General features: G+C 71.0%; 13 protein-coding genes. 4 read left to right on the top strand and 9 right to left on the bottom strand.

What is annotated here, in order from left to right:
* Positions 1-83: 83 nt before the first annotated feature.
* The gene (locus ACIRG5_RS10350) at positions 84-509 is read right to left on the bottom strand and encodes a VOC family protein (protein WP_402902982.1); all 426 of its coding nucleotides are present in this window, start codon (positions 507-509) and stop codon (positions 84-86) included.
* Positions 510-563: 54 nt separating this feature from the next.
* Entirely contained in the window at positions 564-3,104 is a 2,541-nt protein-coding gene (locus tag ACIRG5_RS10345; protein ID WP_402902979.1) for a penicillin acylase family protein, read from the bottom strand.
* 118 nt (positions 3,105-3,222) lie between these two features.
* Between ACIRG5_RS10345 and ACIRG5_RS10340 the strand changes: the two genes are divergently transcribed.
* Positions 3,223-4,455, top strand: a complete 1,233-nt coding sequence (locus tag ACIRG5_RS10340) for an MFS transporter (RefSeq protein WP_402902976.1) — start codon at positions 3,223-3,225, stop codon at positions 4,453-4,455.
* On the opposite strand, the gene ACIRG5_RS10335 is transcribed toward ACIRG5_RS10340, so the two are convergent.
* Genes ACIRG5_RS10335 through ACIRG5_RS10310 form a run of 6 tightly spaced genes read right to left on the bottom strand, consistent with a single transcriptional unit; the run spans position 4,452 to position 14,658 of the window.
* Positions 4,452-5,786, bottom strand: a complete 1,335-nt coding sequence (locus ACIRG5_RS10335) for a M20/M25/M40 family metallo-hydrolase (RefSeq protein ID WP_402902974.1) — start codon at positions 5,784-5,786, stop codon at positions 4,452-4,454. The genes ACIRG5_RS10340 and ACIRG5_RS10335 overlap by 4 nt on opposite strands.
* 19 nt (positions 5,787-5,805) lie before the next feature.
* Entirely contained in the window at positions 5,806-7,608 is a 1,803-nt protein-coding gene (gene cysC, locus ACIRG5_RS10330) for an adenylyl-sulfate kinase (protein ID WP_402902971.1), read from the bottom strand.
* A complete protein-coding gene (gene cysD / locus ACIRG5_RS10325; protein ID WP_402902968.1) occupies positions 7,608-8,516 on the bottom strand; it encodes a sulfate adenylyltransferase subunit CysD in 909 nt (302 codons plus the stop codon). Before cysD ends, cysC begins: the two co-directional genes overlap by 1 nt.
* Entirely contained in the window at positions 8,516-8,722 is a 207-nt protein-coding gene (locus tag ACIRG5_RS10320) for an MbtH family protein (RefSeq protein WP_402902965.1), read from the bottom strand. Before ACIRG5_RS10320 ends, cysD begins: the two co-directional genes overlap by 1 nt.
* Entirely contained in the window at positions 8,715-13,808 is a 5,094-nt protein-coding gene (locus ACIRG5_RS10315) for a MupA/Atu3671 family FMN-dependent luciferase-like monooxygenase (protein ID WP_402902962.1), read from the bottom strand. The genes ACIRG5_RS10320 and ACIRG5_RS10315 overlap by 8 nt, the downstream gene beginning before the upstream one ends.
* A gap of 28 nt (positions 13,809-13,836) precedes the next feature.
* Positions 13,837-14,658 (bottom strand): GNAT family N-acetyltransferase, encoded by an 822-nt coding sequence (locus ACIRG5_RS10310; RefSeq protein ID WP_402902959.1) that lies wholly within the window; start codon positions 14,656-14,658, stop codon positions 13,837-13,839.
* Between the two features lie 129 nt (positions 14,659-14,787).
* Here ACIRG5_RS10310 and ACIRG5_RS10305 point away from each other — a divergent pair, with 129 nt between their 5' ends.
* From ACIRG5_RS10305 to ACIRG5_RS10295, 3 genes are read left to right on the top strand one after another with little or no spacing between them, the layout of a single operon-like run.
* Entirely contained in the window at positions 14,788-18,063 is a 3,276-nt protein-coding gene (locus tag ACIRG5_RS10305) for an amino acid adenylation domain-containing protein (protein WP_402902956.1), read from the top strand.
* A complete protein-coding gene (locus tag ACIRG5_RS10300; protein ID WP_402902953.1) occupies positions 18,060-19,172 on the top strand; it encodes an acyl-CoA dehydrogenase family protein in 1,113 nt (370 codons plus the stop codon). The genes ACIRG5_RS10305 and ACIRG5_RS10300 overlap by 4 nt, the downstream gene beginning before the upstream one ends.
* Positions 19,169-20,107, top strand: a complete 939-nt coding sequence (locus tag ACIRG5_RS10295; protein ID WP_402902950.1) for an acyl-CoA dehydrogenase family protein — start codon at positions 19,169-19,171, stop codon at positions 20,105-20,107. Before ACIRG5_RS10300 ends, ACIRG5_RS10295 begins: the two co-directional genes overlap by 4 nt.
* On the opposite strand, the gene ACIRG5_RS10290 is transcribed toward ACIRG5_RS10295, so the two are convergent.
* Positions 20,088-20,795 (bottom strand): sulfotransferase family protein, encoded by a 708-nt coding sequence (locus ACIRG5_RS10290; protein WP_402902947.1) that lies wholly within the window; start codon positions 20,793-20,795, stop codon positions 20,088-20,090. The two genes, ACIRG5_RS10295 and ACIRG5_RS10290, sit on opposite strands and share 20 nt — an antisense overlap.
* Between the last annotated feature and the right edge of the window lie 127 nt (positions 20,796-20,922).

Here is a 20,922-nt window from a genome sequence, read left to right as displayed (position 1 = left end):
GGTCGAGATTCACCCGGTCCGGGTACCTCGACAAGTCGGTGACGTTCCCGACAGGGGGCCCGGTGGTGGCGACCCCCGCACCGCTAAAGGTCGAACTCGCCCGGCGCGAGGCTGCGGGCCAGGCAGAACTCGTTGCCCTCCGGATCCGCCAGCACGACCCAGGACCGGCCCTCACCCTGTCCCACGTCCACTTTGGACGCACCGAGCGCGAGCAGCCGGTCCAGTTCGGCCCCCTGGTCGCTGTCGATCGGGGTGATCTCGAAGTGGATCCGGTTCTTGGTGCCGCCCTTGGCTTCCGGCACACGGACGAACGCGAGGCTGGCCACGGCGGGCCCGTCGCGCAGGTCGCCGAGACGTTGCTCGTCCGACGCCTCGGGGTCGGGGCCGATCTCGACCACCTCGCCCTTCTTGTCCTCGTAGACCACGTACCCCAGGACGCCGCACCAGAACTCGGCCAGCGACCGCGGGTCCGCGCTGTCGATGGTCGTCCATTCCAACCTGCTCGTCATGCACAAGCCCTTCTTCGTCAGACATCCCTGTGCACGTACACCGTCCCACGAAGCTCAGGCCGGCTTCAGGGTGAGGTGTTGTTTCGCCGCGGCTTCCACGGCCTGCCTGCTGAACGGCCACGCGGTGGTCTCACCGCGGCGCCAGAGCGGCAGCTGGTCGTCGTAGTGGTCGGCGAAGGCGTGGCCGGACGCGCCGGTGAGGTTGATCCACCGGGACGCGTCCGGATCAGCCAGGTCCACGACCATCCGCATCGACGGCACCCAGTTCACGTCGTACGTCTTCTTGGCGTTCCAGCCCGTCGCGTTCACCGTGGCGGGCCCGCCCGCGACACCGTCCGGCCCGCGGTTGAGCAACCACTGGATCGGCGCGGGGCCGGTGCCGAGCGTCTTGTTCTGCACCGTCAGCTGGTGCAGGTCGCCCCACTTCCACGCGGCCGGGTCGTCGCCGAGCCGTTCGCGCAGCTCCTTGTTCGCGTCGTTCATGGCCGTGCTCAGCATGGCGTCCCTGCCGTTCACGCCGCGCCCGCTGTTGTGCCAGAAGTCGTCGTCCGGGCGCTCCAGCAGGCTGCGCACCACCTCGAACCACTGGCCACCGCCGTCCACGTCGACCTTGGGCGCGGCGTTCGTGAGCTTGTCCAGAAACATCAGCTGCAACAGGTTGCGCCACACGGCGTTGAAGTAGGCGGCCGGGGCGGAGTCGGCCGGTTGCGTGTAGTCCCAGCCGCGCAACAGGTCCTGCGCCTTGGCCGTGTCACCCTCGACGGTCGACTTGAGCAGGTACGGGGTGAGGTTGGCCGCGTTGCCGTTGCGGGTGTCGAGCTGGATCCGCTGCATCGCCGCCGCGTCCAGCTTGCCGCCCTGTTTGATCAGGTCGGTGATCCGCTGGCTGCGGTTGCCGTCACCCCAGTCCTTGGTGAGCAGGTACGGGTACGACGGGTCGGTCACGGCGTTGTTGGCGTTCACGAAGTACCCGCTGGCCGGATCCAGCGCGCTGGGCAGTTTCTCGAACGGGATGTACCCGCTCCACTCCGAGGCGCTGGTCCAGCCGGGCACCGGGAAGCGCCCGTCGCCCTGTTTCCGGATCGGGATGACACCGGGCACCTGGAAGCCGATGTGCCCCGCGCGGTCGGCGTAGAGCATGTTCTGCGACGGCGCGGCGAACAGCGACGCGGCCTCGCGGAACGAGTTCCAGTCGTGGGCCGTGGCCAGCCCGAACACCGCGTCCACGGTCCGGGACGGCTGCAACGCGGTCCACTTGAGCGCCACCGCGTACTCGCCGGGCTCGACTCCCGGCTCACGGCCCTGCGTGCCGACGGACTTCAGCCGGTCCATCACGTCGGACATCAACGGGCCGTGCCCGGTCGATCTGACCGTGATCGTCCGGGGTTCGCCGCCGGCGACCTCGATGACCTCCTGCCGGGTCTCCAGCGGCCTGCGCGCGCCGTCGTACTCGTAGGTGCCGTCGCTGACGCGTTCCAGGTAGAGGTCGACGACCGCCGGGTCGAGGTTCGTCAGACCCCAGGAGATGTCGCGGTTGTGCCCGATGATCACGCCGGGCATGCCGGAGAAGGTGAAGCCGCTGACGTCGAACGGGCAGTCCTTGCCGATCGAGCGGCAGTGCAGGCCCATCTGGTACCAGATGCTCGGCATCTGCGGCCCGAGGTGGGGATCGTTGGCCAGCAACGGTTTGCCGGACGCGGTGAGCTTGCCGGACACCACCCACGCGTTCGACCCGATGCCCTTGCCCCGTGGCCCGAGCACCGCGTCGAGGGAGCTCGCGGCGTCGGCGACGTCGGTCACGGCCGCCGCGATGTCCGCCTTCTCGTCACGTCCGGCGCTCTGCGGCACGGTCGCGTTCGGATCGGCCCGCACGCTGGGTTCCCAGCGGCTGAAGTCGTACTCCGGGAAGAGCCTCGCCACGGTGTCCGCGGGCAGGCTCGCGGACAGCATCGCGTGCCGGGACTGGGAGGTGATCGTGCTGCTGAGGTCCCACGCCATCGCCTTGAGCCAGGCCACCGAGTCGACCGGTGTCCACTTCTCCGGCGTGTAGCCCGGTGTGAGCAGCCCGAGGATCGCGTACTCCGCGCTCAGCTTCGAACCGGTGTGCTCGGCCAGATAGGCGTTCACGCCGTCGGCGTAGGCCTGCAGGTAGTCGCGCGTGCTCGCCGAGAGCATCCCGTACTCCTGCTCGGCGACCCGGCGCCAGCCCATCGTCCGCACCGTCGAGTCGGTGGCCACCTGCGACTCACCGAACAGTTCGGCGAGCCGGCCGGCCGTGATGTGGCGACGGATGTCCATCTCCCAGAACCGGTCCTGCGCGTGCGTGTACCCCTGCGCCAGGAACAGGTCGTGCGAGTTGTCCGCGTAGACCTGTGGCACGCCGTACTGGTCGCGCAGCACCTCGACCGGCGCTTGCAGGCCTGGCACGGCCAGTTCGCCATCGGTGGTCGGGAACGAGTGCCGGACCGTCCACGTGACGACCAGGCCAGCCGCGGACGCCACCACGACCAGGAGCACCACGAGGCACCACGCGGTGACGCGCAGCCGTCGCGGCCACTTCGATCTCGGCCGTGCCTGCGGAACGGCGTCGGTCACGGTGTCCGGGGTGCTCGACACATCTACCACTCGTGGAGCATCGCCACGTTCGCGCGCCGGGCAAAGAGAGGGGTTCTCCTGACTTAACCCGCGTACGCGCGGGTGCCACGCTCGCGAGGTGGTTACCGATACCGCCGTGCGCCCCAGGTCCGGACGCGACTTCCGCCGGTTCTGGGCCGGCGACGTGGTGTCCCAGTTCGGCTCCCGGATCACCGAGTTCGTGCTGCCGCTGCTCGTCGTGACCACTTTGGACGGATCCGGCACGCAGGTCGGCCTGTTGCAGGGCCTGTACCTGAGCCCGTTCTTCCTGTTGCCGCTGCTGGCGGGTGTCTGGCTGGAGCGGCGGGCCAAACGGCCGGTGATGATCGCCGCGGACCTCGTGCGGTTCGTGCTGGTCATGACCGTGCCGGTGCTGGCCCTGTTCGGCGGGCTGACCTTGCCGCTGCTCTACGTGATCGCGGTGCTCGGCGGGACCATGACGGTCGTCTACGACATCGCGGCGACCAGCTACCTGCCGGTGCTCGTCGAGGGCGAGGCGCTCGCGTCGGCCAACAGCAGGGTCCTGGCGGGCCAGGCCGCCGGCGCGACCGGCGGGCCAGGCCTCGCGGGCTGGCTCAGCGGCCTGTTCGGCCCGGCCGCGACGCTCGTGTTCGACGGGCTGTCGTACCTGGCCTCGGCGAACGCGTTGCTGCTGATCCGCCACCGCGAAGAAGTCCCTGCGCGGCCGCCGCGCGACCTCCGGCGTGAACTGGCCGAGGGGCTCCGTGCGGTGCTGCACAACCCGCCGGTCCGGGCGCTCGCCGTCCACGCGGGGATCTACAACGCCGCCACCGCGATGACGACCGTGGCGTTCCTGATCTACTTCGTGCGCGAGCTCGGGCACAGCTCGGGGGCGTACGGCCTGATCATGGTGCTCGGCGGGCTCGGCGGCATCTCCGGCGCGCTGGGCGCTCCCGCCCTGATCAGGCGGCTCGGCTACGGGCACTCGATGCTGGTCGTGCTCGTGTTCTCCACGTCGTCGTACTTCCTGCTGCCCCTGATCGGCGGTGGTCAGGCGGACGTGGTTCTGGGCGGCCTCGCCTACTTCCTCGGCTCGGCCGGTGCCGCGGGCGGGACGGTGGTCGCGGTGACCGTGCGGCAGAAGACCACACCGACCGAGCTGCTCGCGCGGATGAACGCCAGCTACCGGCTGTTCGCGTTCGGCATGCTGTCGCTGGGTTCCGTGGCCGCGGGCTTCCTGGTCGACGGGATCGGCGCGCGAACAACGTTGTTCGTCACGCCGATCCTGTTGCTGCTCTCCGCGATCCCGGCGGCCAGCCGGCCGGTCCGCACGATCCGCGAACTCGGCTAGCGGTAGGAGCGCAGCAGTTCGGTGAGGCAGCTGGTGCCGAACTCCAGCGCGTCGAGGGGGACGCGTTCGTCCACCGTGTGCAGCAGGCCGCGGTAGTCGGTGCCCGCCGGCAGCTTCAGCGGAAGCCAGCCGTAGCAACGGATGCCGAGCTGGGCGAACAACCGGGCGTCGGTCGAGGCCGGCGAGACCATGGGCAGCGGGATCGCGTCGGGGTCGGCCTTGGCGAGGATCTCGGCCATGGTGTCGTAGAAGCCGCCGAACTCCGGTTGCCTGATCCGCTCCGGCCGGACCATCGAGCCCTCCAGCAGCAGCTCGTGCTCGAAGTCCTCGCCGACGAGGTGCCGCAGTTCACCGACGAAGTCCTCGACGGTGTAGCCGCCCGGCAGGATGCGGCCGTCCAGGTCGACGGTGATCTCGCTGGGCACGACGTTGATCTTCTCGGTCGTCCGGACGATCGTGGGGTTCGCGGTGTGCCGCAGCACCGAGTCCAGCCGCAGGGCCTCCCGCAACGGAAGCCCGTCGGGGCGAGGGTCGCCCGTCTGGTCCTCCCGGTAGCGCGCCACGTGCTCCGAGAGCGGTGCCGGCAAGGCGCCGGCGAGCACCTCCAGCATGCGGTCCGCGGCCGAGGTCTGGTGACGCGGCATCCGGGTCCCGGTCAACGCGGTGAGCAGCCGTCCCAGCCGCGCCATCGGCGAGTCCGGTGGTGTGAGCCGGGAGCCGTGACCACCCGGTCCGCGCAGGGTCACGCGCAGCCAGCAGGCACGCTTCTCCGCCACGACGATCGGGTGGAACCGGTGGCCGGTCAGGTCGATGCCGGCACCGCCCTCCTCGCCGATCGCGTACTCGACGCCGTGGAACAGTTCGGGGTGCTCGTTCACGAGATAGCGCGCGCCGACCGCACTGCCCGCCTCCTCGTCGGCCACCACGGCCAGCACGACGTCACCCGCCGGGCGCTCCCCCGCGGCCGCCAGGCGGGACAGGGCGGACAGCATCATCGCGATGCCGCCCTTCATGTCGATCGCGCCGCGCCCCCAGACGTGCCCGTCGACGATCCGCGCCTCGAACGGCGGGTGCGTCCACTGCTGGCCGTCCACCGGCACGACGTCGGAGTGCGCGTGCAGCAACAACGGCGGCGCCTCACCGCGGCCGCGGAACCGCGCGACCAGGTTCAGCCGCTCCGGATCCGGGCCGAGCACCTTGATGTCCACGTCGGTACCGGCGATCAGCCGCCGCAGGTGGTCGACGACGGCGGTCTCCGCGCCGGGCGGGTTGGTGGTGTCGATCCTGATCAGATCCCGCAGCAGCGGCACCGGATCGTTGGCGAACGACATGGATGTGCGTCCTTCCTCGTCAGCTGAGCAGGTCCACCACTCGGGCGGCGAGCGCCTGGACGTCACCGTCGGCCGGCCGCAGCACCAGCTCAGGGTGCCGCGGAGGCTCGTACGGGTCGTCCACGCCGGTGAAGCCCGTGATCTCGCCTCGGCGAGCCCGCGCGTACATCCCCTTGGGATCACGCGACTCGCACACCTCGAGAGGGGTGTCGACGTGCACTTCCCGGAACGCCAGCCCGGTCTCGTCGTGCCTTTCCCGCACCCGGTCGCGGTCGGTGCGGTACGGGCTGATCAGCGCGACGATCGCGACCACACCGGCGTCGGCGAAGAGCCTCGCAACCTCGCCGACCCGGCGGACGTTCTCCGCCCTGTCCTCGGCGCTGAAGCCCAGGTCCGAGTTCAGTCCGTGCCGCAGGTTGTCGCCGTCCAGCAGGTAGGCGGGCCGGCCCGCCGCGATCAGCAGGCGCTCGACCTCCGCGGCGATCGTGGACTTGCCCGCGGCCGACAGGCCGGTCAGCCACACCGTGCAGCCCGGCGTCGCGCGAGTCACCTCGGTCCGGTGCCAGACGACGGAAGGCGCCGCGGGACGCAGGATCATCCCGGCGCCGACGGTGTCGTTCGTGGCCTCGTCGATGAGCACGAAGCCGCCGGTCGCGCGGTTGTGCCGGTACACGTCGTAGGCCAGCGGCGCGTGGGTGTGCAGCGTGACGCGCCCGATCTCGTTGAGCGACAACGACTCCGCGGACTCGTCACGGTGCAGGGCGGTGATGTCCAGCCGGTAGCGCAAGGTCCGCACCGTCGCGCGAACCTCGCGCGTGGTGTGCTGAACGAGCAACCGAGAGCCTGGCGTGAGCGAGGACCGGTCGCCTAGCCAGCAGACCATGGCCTCGACGTCCCTGCCGATCTCGGGCCGGTTGCCGGGCTTGCAGATCATGTCACCGCGGCGCACGTCCACGTCGTCGGCCAGCCGCACGGTCACCGCCTGGGGCGCGAACGCGTACGGCGACGATCCGCCGCCGGGCCGGTGGATGGCCGAGATCGTCGAGGTGACACCGGATGGCAGCACTACGACCTCGTCGCCCGGCCGGAACGTGCCACCACCGATGGTGCCCGCGTAGCCGCGGAAGTCACCGTGGCGCACCACGTACTGCACGGGCAGCCGGGCGTCGACGAGGTTGCGGTCGGACGCGATGTGCACGTTCTCCAGGTGGTGCAGCAGCGGAGTGCCCTCGTACCAAGGCATCTGCGTGGCGCGGTGCACGACGTTGTCCCCGTGCAACGCCGAGACCGGGATGAACGTGACGTCCGCGACGTCGAGCCTGGACGCGAACTGCTCGAACTCCGCGCGGATCTCGGCGAACCGGTCGGCCGACCAGTCCACCAGGTCCATCTTGTTCACGCACACGACCAAATGCGGGATGCCCAGCAGACTCGCGACGAACGCGTGCCTGCGGGACTGGTCGAGCAGGCCCTTGCGCGCGTCCACCAGGACCAGCGCGAGGTCCGCGGTGGACGCGCCGGTGACCATGTTGCGGGTGTACTGCAGGTGACCGGGGGTGTCGGCGATGATGAACCGGCGCCGCGGCGTGGCGAAGTGCCGGTAGGCCACGTCGATGGTGATGCCCTGCTCGCGTTCGGCGCGCAGTCCGTCGGTCAGCAGCGCCAGGTCCACGGCCGCGCCACGGGCCTCGCTGGCGCGCTCGATCGACGCCAACTGGTCGGCGAAGATCGCTTTCGCGTCGTAGAGCAGCCGTCCGATCAGCGTCGACTTGCCGTCGTCCACACTGCCCGCCGTGGCCAGGCGCAACAGCTGGGGCTCCATCAGAAGTACCCTTCCCGTTTGCGGTCCTCCATGCCTGCTTCGGAGATCCGGTCGTCGGCCCTGGTCGCGCCGCGTTCGGTCACGCGCGTGACCTCGGTCTCCGCGACCACCGCGGCCGGTGTGTCCGCTGTGGACTCCACGCAACCGGTGCAGGTGGCGTCGCCGACCGTGCGGAAGCGGACGGTGGCCTCGTACGGTTCCTCTCCCGTCACCGGGTGCAGGAACCTGGTCTGTGCCAGCAACATTCCGTCGCGCTCGACCACCGTGCGGCGGTGGGCGTAGTAGATCGACGGCAGGTCCATGCGCTCACGTGCGATGTAGGACCAGATGTCCAGCTCGGTCCAGTTCGACAGCGGGAACACCCGCAGGTGCTCACCCCTGCGGTGGTGGCCGTTGTAGAGGTTCCACAGCTCGGGCCGCTGGTTGCGGGGATCCCACTGGCCGTGGTCGTCGCGCAGGCTGAAGACGCGTTCCTTGGCCCTGGCCTTCTCCTCGTCGCGGCGGGCACCTCCGAACACCGCTCCGAACCTGTGTTCCGCGATGGTCCGCAGCAGGGTCGTGGTCTGCAGGCGGTTGCGACCACTGGGATCCTCGGTCACGCGGCCCGCGTCGATGTCGTCCTGGACCCTGCCCACGACCAGTCGCACGCCGGTCCGGCGCACGACCCGGTCGCGGAACTCGATCACCTCGTCGAAGTTGTGCCCGGTGTCGATGTGCACCAGGGGGAACGGCACCGGCGCCGGCCAGAACGCCTTCGCCGCCACGTGCAGCATCACCATGGAGTCCTTGCCGCCGGAGAACAGCAGTGCCGGCCGCTCGACGGTCGCGACCACCTCGCGCAGGACGTGCACCGCCTCGGCTTCGACCGCGTCCAGGTGCGACAGCACGTAGTCCTCCGTGACGGCCACTACGCACCCATCGCGCGACGCAGGCTCAACGGCCGCATGTCCGTCCAGACGGTCTCGACGTGCGAGAGGCACTCGCTCTTGGTCCCGGTCACGCCGACTTCGCGCCACCCCGACGGCACCTCGCGGTACGTCGGCCAGATCGAGTACTGCTCCTCGTGGTTGACCACCACGGTGTAGCGGATGTCGTCCTCGTCCTCGTCACGCATTTCCAACCTCCATCTCGGTTTCACGCAGTACTGCCAGCGAACGCAGGACCGCCGCCAGCTCACCAGCGTTGGCGGGCTGCATCATGCTGAAGTGGTCGCCCCGCACGGCCGTGACCCGGACCTCGCCGTCCACAAAGGACTCCCAGCCTGCCGCAGTGGTGCTGGAGTCATCAGGGACCAGGAGGTCCACGACACCGCGGTGGCGCGCGGGCTGCCACACCGACACGGCCGTGGTCAGGTCCACGAACGTCTTCGCCCTGGCCAGCATCTCGTCGCGTTGCCCGTCCGGCAGCAACCCGGCCGCCGCCAGGGAGTCCAGCGCCTTCTCGTACTGGGCGCCGGGTTCGAGAGCGCTCAGCTCGGCGACGTCCAGCGTCACGTCGAGGCCCGACGCCCCGGCCACGCTGCGCACGAACCCGTCCACCGCGAGCGGCAGCGGGACCGGGATGCCGGGGACCTCGGGCGCGACCGTGTCGAGCAGGGCGAGCAGCCGGACGTCACCGAGCTCGGCGGCGACCGCCACGGCCAGACTCCCGCCCAGCGACCACCCGACGAGGTGGTACGGGCCTTCCGGCCACCGCTGCCGGATCACCGCCGCGTACCGGCGCGCCAGTTCCGGCACGTCCCGCCGGGCGTCCTCGGGCAGCTCGATGGCGTAGCACGGCCGGTCGCCCAGGTGCTTGCTCAACGGCACGTACGGCAACGAGGACCCGGTACTCGCGTGCAGGCAGATCAACGGTGCCGACGTGCCGGACTCGTTCAGCGTCACGATCGATCCGGCTCCGGCAAGGGCGTCCCCGGCGGTGACGACTCCGCAGAGCTCACGGATCGTCTGGTGCTGGAACAGCTGGCGCGCCGTGATCGGCACACCACGCCGGTTCGCCTTGTCCACCACCAGGACCACGGAGATCGAGTTGCCGCCGAGGTCGAAGAACCCGGTCAGCACGCCGACCGGTCCCGTGCCGAGCACCTCCTGCCAGATCTCGGCGAGGATCTCCTCCGCCGGCGTGGCAGGCGGCTCGTACCGCACGTCCTGGGCGGCCGCGCCCGGTTCGGGCAGCCTCTTGCGGTCGACCTTCCCGTTGGGCGTCAAGGGGAACGCGTCGAGCCAGGTGTATCGCGCCGGAACCATGTGCTCCGGCAGCACGTCGCGCAGATGCCGCCGCAGGTCCGCGTCGCCCGGCCGCGTGCCGCTCTCGGGCACGAGATAGGCCGCGAGGTAATGGCGACCGGGCTCGCCCCAGGCGGCGACGGCGGCCGAGCGGACCTCCGGATGGCCGAGCAGCGCGGCCTCGATCTCGCCGAGCTCCAGCCTATGTCCCCGGATCTTGACCTGGTCGTCCACCCGGCCGAGGAACTCCAGCCTGCCGTCACCACGCCACCTGGCCAGATCGCCCGTCCGGTAGAGGCGCTTGCCCCCACCGGCGAAGGGATCCGGGACGAACCGGTCAGCGGTGAGGCCGGGCCTGCGGTGGTACCCGGCCGTGACGCCGTCCCCGCCGATGAACAACTCCCCTGCCACGCCGACGGGTTGCGGCTGCAGCCGGCGGTCGAGGACGTAGGCGGTCTCGTTCGCCAGCGGCGTGCCGATGGTCACCTCGCCCGCGACGCGGTCCGCGGTCGACCACACGGTGGTCTCCGTCGGGCCGTACATGTTGTGCAGCTCGGCGGGGGTGATCTCGCCCAGCCTGCGGGCCAGGTCGCCGGTCAGCGCCTCACCGCCGACGAAGAGCACCTTCAACGACCCCAGGGCTTCCGCCGCGTCCGCGTCCCCGGCGAGCAGCCCCGCGAGCGTGGGAGTGCACTGCAGGTGGGACACGCCGTGCGCGCGGATCTGCGCCGCGAGACCGGCGTCCCGCTTGGCGCCGGTGAAAGCCCGGCGGACGGTGTCGACGTGCGGCAAGGACGCGAGGACGTCGTCGGTCCCGACTCCGAAGTCGATCAGGCAGGCGATCTCGTCGACGCCCAGCTCCGCGAGCCGCTCCGCGAACCGCACGCACTGCTCCGGCGTGCCGAACAGGCCACCGGAGTCCATGTACCGGTCGGCGGCGTGCTCCAGCAGCGCCAGCCGGTCGTCCTCGCCGAGCGTCTCGAACTCCAGGCCCATCTGCTTGGCCAGGCCGCGCAACAGGTCCAGCGACGTGCTCAGGTACTGGATGAACGGGTCGCGCGCCACACTCAGCGCGCGGTCGCCGTCCGGGTCGATGAACGTGTGCAGCATCAACGCCACGTGCCCACCGTCGGCGCCGTGGCGTTCCCGCCAGGCCTCCCGGTAGACGGCGATCTTCTCGGCGAGCGCTTCCAGGTCCTGGCCGAGCATGTGCGTCAGCAGGCCGAGGCCGGCGTGCCCGGCCGCCCGGAACGTCTCCGGGCTGCCCGCGGCACTGAGCCACATCGGCAGCTCGGACTGCACGGGAGCCGGCCGGAGGCGGACCTCGACGTCGGCGCCTTCGCCGGCGGGCAGGTGGACGTTTTCCCCGCGCCACAACGACCGCACGGTCTCGACGCTCTCCAGCATGATCTTCTTGCGTTCGGCGTAGTTGTCCGGCGCGAACACGAAGTCGTTGCGATGCCAGCCGGACGCGACCGACATGCCCACGCGTCCGTCGGACAGATTGTCCACAACGGACCATTCCTCGGCCACGCGCACCGGGTTGTGCAACGGCAGCACCACACTGCCCGCGCGGATCGAGATCCGGTCGGTCACCACGGCCAGTGCCGCCGCCGCGACCGAGGGCGCCGGGTACAGCCCGCCGAACGCGTGGAAGTGCCGTTCCGGTGTCCAGACCGAGCTGAAACCGTTGCGGTCGGCGTACTTCGCGCCTTCCAGCAGGAGCCGGTAACGCTCGCTGCCGGGTGCGCTCGAGTCGTCGCTCGCGAAGTAGAACAGGCCGAAGTCGAGCTTCCTCGCGGGCCGCGCGGTGCCCAGCATGGTGTCCGTGTTCGCCTCGGCGACCACGACGGTGAAGCCCCTGGCCAGCGTCCACAGCAGCTCGACCACGGAGATGTCGAACGAGATGCTGCTGACCGCCAGCCACACGCCGGGCTCGTCGGTTCCGATCCGGCGGTCCAGCTCGGCGTACAGGGTGATCACCTTGCGGTGGTCGACCATCACGCCCTTGGGCTGCCCGGTCGAGCCCGAGGTGTAGCAGACGTACGACAGCATCTCCGGCGTCACCGCGACCTCGGGCGCGGTGGCCGGTTCGCCGTCCACGTCCGCGACGTCGATCAGCGTGACGCCGTGCTCCGCCATCGCGGCCCTGCTGTCCGCGTCGACGAGGACCGCCGCCGGTGCCGCGTCCTCGAGGACGAACCCGAGGCGTGCGGCCGGGTACCTCGGGTCCAGTGGCACGTACGCCGCACCGGACTTGAGCACGCCGAGCAAGGCGGCGACGGTGTCCGCCGACCGTCCCACCGCGACCCCGACCAGGTTGCCGGGCCTGACGCCGACGGAGATCAACCGGTGCGCGACCTGGTTCGCCCGGCGCTGCAGTTGCGCGTACGTCAGCGAGACTTCCCCGCTCACCACGGCGATCGCGTCCGGGGTGCGTTCGGCCTGGGCGTCGAAAGCCTCGTCGACGGTCTCCAGGGCGACCGGCACCTCGGTGTCGTTCCAGTGCACGGTCAGCCGCACGCGTTCCGCCAGTGGCAGGAGGTCCAGTTCGGACAGACGCGCGTCCGGGCGGGCGACCGCGGACTCCAGGAGCTGGCGGGTGTGCTGCAGGAAGCGCTGCATCCGGTCGCGGTCGAACAGCTCGGTCGCGTACTCCAGGCCCAGCTCGACGCCTCCTGCGGACCGCTCGGCGACGCTGAGGGTCATGTCGAAGCGCGCGGTGCCGGTGTGCAGCGCGACGCCCTCGACTTCCACGTCCCCCATCCGCGCCGCCTTGAGCTGCTCGTCGACCTGCAGCAACGCCACCTGGAACAACGGGTTGGCGCCCGCGTCCCAGTCGGGCCGCAGCTCGTTGACCAGCTGGTCGAACGGCACGTCCTGGTGCGGGTGCGCGGAGTAGACGGTGTCCTTGGCCCGCGCCAGCAGCTCCCGGAAGTTCGGGTCGCCCGCGGTGGACATCCGCAGCACGACCGTGTTGGCGAAGTAGCCGATCAGCTGCTCCAGCTCCGGCCGGGTGCGGCCGGAGAACGCCGTTCCGGCGACGATGTCGTCCTGCCCGGTGTACCGGCCCGACACCGCGGCCAGTGCCGCCAGCGCCAGGGGAAGCACCCTGGTCGGTTCGGGGCCGCCCAGGGCCTGGAGCTCACGGTGCAACCGGGCGGGCAGAACGTGCTGCACGGTGTCGCCCGCCCAGCTCGGAGCGGCCGGTCGCGGCCGATCGGCCGGGAACCGCAGCGTCTCCAGGCCTGCCAGGGCCTCTCGCCAGTACGCCATCGACGACTCGCGCGACGCGGCGGCCTGAGCGCCGTGTTGCCATGCGGCGTAGTCGGCGTACTGGATCGGCAGATCAGGCAGCACGGCGGGCCGGCCCTCGCGAGCGGCGCTGTAGAGCTCGATCAGTTCCCCGGTGAGGATCTGGGTGGACCAGGCGTCGGTGGCGATGTGGTGCAGGGCGAGGACGAGCAGGTGTTCGTCGGCCGCCAGCCGCACGAGGTCCGCCCGCAGCAACGGGTCGCGCTCCAGGTCGAAGCGGCGGCGCCCCGCCGTGGTCAGCAGGTCGGCGGCGCGGCGTTCACGGTCCTCGAACGGCCGCAGGTCCGACACGGTGAGCAGGTCCGCGGCAGGCGGGCCGATGATCTGGCGCGGGCCGCCGGGCGTGTTGACGTAGCGCGTGCGCAGGCTCTCGTGCCGCGCGACCAGAGCGGAGATCGCCTGCCGCAACAAGGTCACGTCGAGCTCACCGCGCAGGCGCATGGCCATCGGCGTGTTGTAGATGGGCTTGCCGTCCGCCCACTGGTGCATGAACCACAACCGCTGCTGCGCGAACGACAACGGCAACGGCTCGTCCCGGCCCACAGCGGGTATCCGGCCGGTCTCGCGTTCGGCCGCACGCCTGGACCGGAGTTCGGCCACGAGTGCCGCACGCTGCTCGGCTGTCAGCTTGCCCAGCCGCTCCTCAGTGCTCTCGTGCATCGCGCTCCTCGAAGCTCCGTGGCCACACTCAGGCAGCCTGTCCACCCGGTGGAGGGGTCGGCCAGTCGGGGGATTCCCCTACCCGCCACCACGCCAGGAACTCCGGCTCGTCCAGCCGGGGCTGGGCGAACGAGCCGATCACGGCGGCGGGCAGCGGCCAGCTGCGCCGCTGCGGCCGGGCATCCGAGAGCGGAGCCCAGTCCACGCCCCGCAACACACCCAGGTGACGGTGTCGCCGCACCTCGGCGGAGACCCCGTCGGGCGCGGGCGATGTGACGCACACCGTGCCGCCGTCCGCGGACCACCAGGACCGGACCGTTCCCGGTGTGGGGTCGAACTCCGGGTAGTCACGGGCTCGCACCGGCTCGCCCAGCAGGAGTTCCATGTGCACTTCGGACAACGGCTTGTCGTCGGCGGGAAAGTGGTGCACCGTCCGGTAGCCCGCGCGGGCGTAGAACGCCGGGTTGCCGCGTTCGACCACCGCGTCGAGCACCACCCGTGACGCTCCGGCCGCACGTGCGGCGGCTTCGAGCGCACGCAGCAGCCGCCTGCCCACGCCGAACCGGCGGGCGTCAGGCGACACGGCGAGCCGGCGCACCACCCAGTCCCTGCTGTGCGCGCGAACCGCGCCGACGACGCGGCCACCGGCCGTCGCGGTCCACAGGTGGTGTCCGGCGGCCAGGTCGGCCCGCACGCTGTCCGCGGTCTCCCTGGCGCCGTCGGCGACCGGCAGGCCCGGCACCAGATCCCCGGCCCGGTAGGCGTGCCTGGTCACGGCGGCGACGTCGGCGGCCAGCCGATCGGTGAGCGCGACGACCTGCGCGACGACCAGAGTGTCTGTTGTGGACACACCACACCTCCCCCTGGACCGTGACACGACAGGGGTGCGCCAGGCCTGTCGGGGTATTGCCGGACTCGTCGCACCCCGGCGGGCTGGACAGGGTGGAGGCTGGTCTGTCGCGCAGCCGAGGAGCCGAGCATGCCGAATCCGCCATCCCGACCGGCGGCGAGTGGACTCGCTGAAGCGCGCAAGGCGGTACTGGCCTTGCGCAACCGGCAGCACACCGCGAGCCACGGAGGCGGCACCCGGATAGAGCCCGCCGCACGGGACCGGCGGCTGCCGCTGTCGTTCGCCCAGCAGCGGCTCTGGTTCCTCGACCAGTGGTCGCAGGGCCAGCCGGTCTACAACGCGCCGATGGTGCTGCGGCTCAAGGCCGACCTGGACGTGGAGGCGCTCCAACGCGCGCTCACCGAAGTCGTCACCAGGCACGAGATCCTGCGCACGCGCTACCCGAGCGAGAACGGCGTCCCGTACCAGGAGGTCGAGCCCGCCCCCGAACGCGTCCCACTCCCGGTCACGGACATCTCCGCCGCCGACGTGCCTTCGTACGTCGAAGCGCTCGTGCGGGAGCCGTTCGACCTGAGCACCGGCCCGGTGTGCCGGCCGGCGCTGGGCCGGGTGACCGCCGCGGAGTACGTCCTGGTGCTGGCCATGCACCACATCGCCACGGACGGCTGGTCCGTCGACATCATCCTGCGCGAGCTGATCACGAGCTACCAGCGGGCGATCGGCGCGCCCGTCGATGCCGTCCCGCTCGCCGTGCAGTTCGCCGACTACGCGGTCTGGCAACGGGACTGGCTGGCCGGCGAGGCGCCGCAGGACCAGCTGCGGTACTGGCGCGAGCAGTTGCACGACCTGCCCACGCTCGACCTGCCGACGGACCGGCCGCGGCCCGCGCAACGCACGCAGGCGGGCTCGATCGAAGAGGCGTTGCTGCCGGAGTCGCTGGCGCACAAGCTGGCCTCGTTCGCCGTCACCGAGCGGGCCACCGTGCTGACCGTCGCGTTCGCCGCGTTCACCGCCGTGATGTCCCGCTACAGCGGCCAGGACGACGTCGTGGTGGGCTCGATCTTCTCCGGCCGCACCCGGCCCGAGGTCGAGCCGCTGATCGGCTTCTTCGCCAACACCCTGGTGCTGCGCACGTCCACCGCGGGAAACCCGACGTTCCGGGAACTGGTGGCACGCACGGGCAGGACCGTGATCGACGCGCACCTCAACCAGGACCTGCCCTTCGGCCGGCTGGTCGACGAGCTGAGTCCTGAGCGCGACCCGAGCCGCAACCCGCTGTTCCAGGTGTCGTTCACCCTCCAGCAGGCGTCCGCGGAGTCCGCGACGGTCGGCGACCTGACCGCCGAGGTGTACTCGCCCGACATCGGCACCGCCCGGTTCGACCTGGCGTTCCAGGTGACCCAGGTGGCCGGGAGCGGCCTGCGGCTGTGGGCGGAGTACTCCACCGAACTGTTCGACCGCGCCCGGATCCAGCGCCTGTTCGCGCACTACCACCGCGCGCTCGAACAGTTCCTCGACGATCCCGAGCTGCGGCTGGGCCGGCTGAGGCTGCTCACGGACGCCGAGTACGACGAGGTGGTGGTCGACGCCAACCGGACGGAGAGGTCGTACGGCCCGCCGGAGCGCTGCCTGCACCACCTGTTCGAGTCCGTTGTGGACAGAGCACCGACCGCTGTCGCGTCCAGGTTCGCCGGTGTTTCCCTGACGTACCAGGAACTCGACGAACGGGCCAACCGGCTCGCCCGGCACCTGTCCTCGCTCGGAGTCGGCCCGGAGACGGTCGTCGGCGTGCTGCTGGAGCGGGGCCCCGAGCTGCCGGCCGCGTTCCTCGGCATCCTGAAGGCGGGCGGGGCGTACCTGCCGCTGGATCCCGACCATCCCGTCGCCCGGCGTGAGCTCGTGCTCGGCGACGCCGGCGCGACCGTGGTCGTCACGACCGCGGATCTGGCCGGGGGCGTGCCGGAGGGTGTGCGGGCGGTGTGCCTGGACGATCCGGCCGTCGCGGCGCGGGAGCACTCGCGGCCGGACTTCCCCGTGCACCAGGACAACCTCGCGTACGTGATCTTCACGTCCGGCTCCACCGGGCGGCCGAAGGGCGTGCAGGTCTCCCACCGGTCGATCGCGGGCTTCACCCCCGCGGTGATCGAGCTGTTCGGCCTGGACGTCGGCGATCGCGTGCTGCAGTTCGCCAATCCGGCGTTCGACGTGAGTCTCTTCGACTTCTTCGGCGCGCTGTGCAGCGGCGCGACGCTCGTCCAGGCACCCCGCGCGGACCTGCTGGACCCGGCGCGGCTGACGGAGCTGATGCGGTCCGAGAAGGTCACCGTCACCGACCTGCCGCCGGCCGTGCTGCGCCTGCTCGACCCGGCCGCGCTGCCGGACCTGCGGGCGTTGTTCGTCGGCCTGGAGTCGTTCCCCGGTGAGCTGGTCAACACCTGGAACACCGGGAACCGGATGTTCCACAACGGGTACGGCCCCACCGAGGCGACGGTGGCGTGCGTCGACTACCTCTGCCCGCACGAGCACCACGACGCGATGCCGCCGATCGGCGTGCCGATGGCGAACTACCAGGCGTACGTCGTCGACCGGTTCGGGGAGCCGGTGCCGGTCGGCGTGCCGGGTGAGCTGCTGATCGGTGGTGTGGGTGTGGCGCGCGGGTACGCGGGCCGGCCGGACCTGACCGCGGAGAAGTTCGTGCCGGACCCGTTCGGCACGTCTGGCGGCCGGCTGTACCGCACCGGAGACCTGGTTCGCCGCCGCGCGGACGGCAACATCGAGTTCGTCGGCCGGATCGACAACCAGGTCAAGATCCGCGGCCTGCGGGTCGAGCCCGCCGAGATCGAGCACGCCGTCCTGGCGTTGCCGCGGATCGAGGACGCGGCCGTGGTGGTGTCCGGGAGCGGCAGCGACGCCCAGCTCGTGGCGTACGTCGCGGGTGCCTCCGGCGCGGAGGTCGACACGTCCGGGTTGCGGGCAGAGCTGGCCAGGTCGCTGCCGGTCTACCTGGTGCCGTCGACGTTCATCGTGCTGCCGTCGCTGCCTCGCGCGGCGAGCGGCAAGCTCGACCGCAACCAGCTGCCCAAGCCCGGAGCGGCTCTTCCGGTCGCGTCGCCGCCGACGACGGCCACCGAGATCGCGCTCGCCGAGATCTGGCAGGAGCTGCTCGGCACGGACTCGATCACGGTGCAGGACAACTTCTTCTCGATCGGCGGCACGTCGCTGAAGATCACCCAGGTGGCCACCAGGATCCTGGAGAACTTCGGGGTCCGGCTGGAGCTGCGCGACTTCTTCCTGCACGCCACGCTCGGCGATCTCGCGTCACTGGTGGAGGAACGGGAGCTGGAGGCCGCCTCCCCGGACGAGCTGGCCGAGTTGCTGGCCGCCGTCGACCGGCAGTCGTCATGAACTTCCGCGAAGAGGTCCGCGCTTTCCTCGCCTCCCCACGGGTGCAGGACGCGGTCGCCGAGATGCGCGCTCTGCCACCCACCGCGGAAACCGGCCGCCTTCCGGTCTACTCCTGGCTGGGCGAACGCGGCTGGCTCGCCCCGCACTGGCCGGAGCGGTACGGCGGCCTCGGCCTCGGACCCGCCGAGGCGGCGGCGCTCACCGAGGAGATGCTGTACGCGGGCGTCCCGGACGACCTGCACACCCTGAGCATCGGCATCGTCGGTACTTTCCTGCTGCACAGCGGTTCGGAGGCCCAGAAGCGGGAACACCTGCCCGCGCTGGCGAACGGGACCCGGATGGCCACCGTGCTGTTCACCGAGCCCTCGTGCGGCTCGGACCTCGCCGCGCTGCGGACCGAGGCGCGGCAGGACGGCGACGGCTGGCGGCTGTACGGCACGAAGATCTACAACCAGAAGTCCCAGTTCGCCGACATGGCCCTGTGCGCGGCACGCACCCGCTCCAGCGGTGTCGGGATGGACGGCATCACGCTGTTCCTCGTACCCCTGAAGTCCGCGGGCGTGCACGTGTCCGTGGTCCCGTCGATGGGCAACGACCGGTTCACGCAGGTCGCGATCGACGGCCTGCTGCTCACCGAGGACTCCGTTGTCGGCGAACTGCACGACGGCTGGACCCTGATGAACTCGTTGCTGCTGCTGGAACGCACCGGCATCGACTTCCACGCCAAGGCGCGGGTGCTGCTCGACGCGGTCATCGGGCGGGCACGCGCCACCGGTCGTCTGTCGCCGGAACTGGCCGAGCTCGACGCGCGGCTGGCAGCGGCGCACGCACTGGCGTGGCAGCAGGTGCGCAACCTCGCCGAGAACCGGCCGGCACCGGGTGGCTCGGCCATGGCCAAGTGGTACGCCTCCGAGCAGTTCCGGCCGATCCTGCGGGCCGCGGCCGAGATCGACGGCCTCGACTCCGTGCTGACCTCCTGGGACGGTGCCGCACCCGCGGACGGGATCATCGAGTCGGCCTACCGGACAGGGCCGAGTCTCCGCCTCGCCTCCGGCACCTCCGAAGTCATGCTGTACCTCATCGCGACCGGTGAACTGGGGCTGCTGTGACGCTGAGCGATCTGTTCGACGACGAGACCGTCCCGCTGCTGCGCCGGCTGGGCGAACGGCAGCGCGGCGACAGCACGCCGGTGAACGAGGAGGCCCGGCGGCAGGTGCTGGCCGCGCTCACCGAGTCCGAACAGTCCACAGTGGAGGTGCTGCGGGCCGCGGAGCTGATGGGTGCCGCGCTGTACCAGAGCCCGTTCCTGGACACCGTGGCCGCCGCGGAGATCTTCCCCGCATCCCCTGGCCGCACTGTCGCTCTGGCCCTGAGGGAGAAGGGCACCGACAACCCTGCCGCCCCCGCACCCATCTCCGTTCGGGACGGCAGGGTCACCGCGGTGCGGAGGTTCGTCGCTTTCGCGTCCGAAGTGGACGATCTGCTCGTCGTCGGCGGGAACACGGCCGCACTCGTGGCCGTACAGCAGCCCGGCGTGCGGACGTCCCGGCAGGACGACATCGGCCGCGGCGACCTGTACACCGTCGAGATCCAGGACGCGGCGGCTCAGCTCAAGGACGTCACCGCCGACTACCCGGGAGTGCTGGCGCGGGCCAGGATGCGGCACGCCGCGTACCTCGCCGGCTCGGCCAAGGCCGCGATCCGGCTGACCGCGGAGCACCTGAAGGAGCGCAAGGCGTTCGGCCAGCCTCTGGCGAAGAACACCGCACTCGCGTACCGGCTGGCGGCGCTGTACGCCGAGGCCGAAGCCGTCCTCGCGCTGATCGGCACGGAGCCGAGCCCGGCGGCGGGTGCGCGGGCCGTGTTGCTGGCCGGTGCGGTCGCCCGGCAGAGCGCGGAGGAGGCGGTGCACCTGCACGGCGCCTACGGGATGACCGAACGCAGCGACGCCCAGGTGTTCTACCGGCGCTCGGCGGTCGACGCCCAGTGGTACGGCACGGCGACCGACCTGCGCGCCGAACTCCTCATGGCACTAGGCGGTTAGCCGCGAGCAACTCGTAGAACGGCTCGTGGTGCCTGCTGAACGCCGCAAGCGTCTCGTTGTTGTCCACCGTGTCCGCGTACGTCGTCGACGTGGCGGTGAATCCCGTGCTTTCGCTGACCCCCTTGTGCCAGCGGGCGGACTGCGCCCATTCGGCACGCTCCCCGGAGGACCAGGTGGTCGCCGAGGCGCGGTAGGCGATCCCCACGCGGTCGCAGTACTCCCGGAGCATCTCCGCCGGCGCGTCGACCACGTCCGCGGCGTCGAGCACCACGGGCGTCCGCCCGCCCGCGGCGAGCACGGCCTGGTACATCTCGTACAGGCCTTCGAGGCCGATGTCCGAGCACACCATGTCCGGCTTGAGCGCGTAGAACGACGCCGCGATCTCGTCGGGGCGGCGGATCAGGAACGTGTGCCGCACCTCGGCCAGGAACCCGCGGTCGGCCAGCACCGCGTCGTACCGGAGATCCGTGGTGTCCTTGAAGTACACCGTGCGGGTCGCGGACAGCTCGCGGATCGCCGCGATCAGTTCCGCGTGGGTGTGCACCTCGCGGGAGCCGACGGTGGTGGAGCCGTAGTCGGAGATGTTGCAGAACGGCTCGTGCAGGGCGAGGAGCCCGCCGTGCTCGACCATCGAACGGAAAAGCGCGGTCGACCGGGATCGCGGGGCCGCCCACAAGGCGATGATCATGTCGCTCCTTCCTGGGATTCTCACGTTCTCCCGGGCCGCACGGGCGGGATAAGTCAGGCATGTCCCTGACTTGAGGACGCCACGTCCCGGCCACGATGCTCGGGTCCGAACGTCGGAGGGCGGCCGC

The sequence above is a fragment of the Lentzea sp. NPDC102401 genome (genome assembly GCF_044765805.1).
GTDB classification, from domain to species: domain Bacteria; phylum Actinomycetota; class Actinomycetes; order Mycobacteriales; family Pseudonocardiaceae; genus Lentzea; species Lentzea sokolovensis.
Note: the sequence above shows the minus strand (reverse complement) of the source record. Positions and strands in the feature narration are given on the sequence as shown.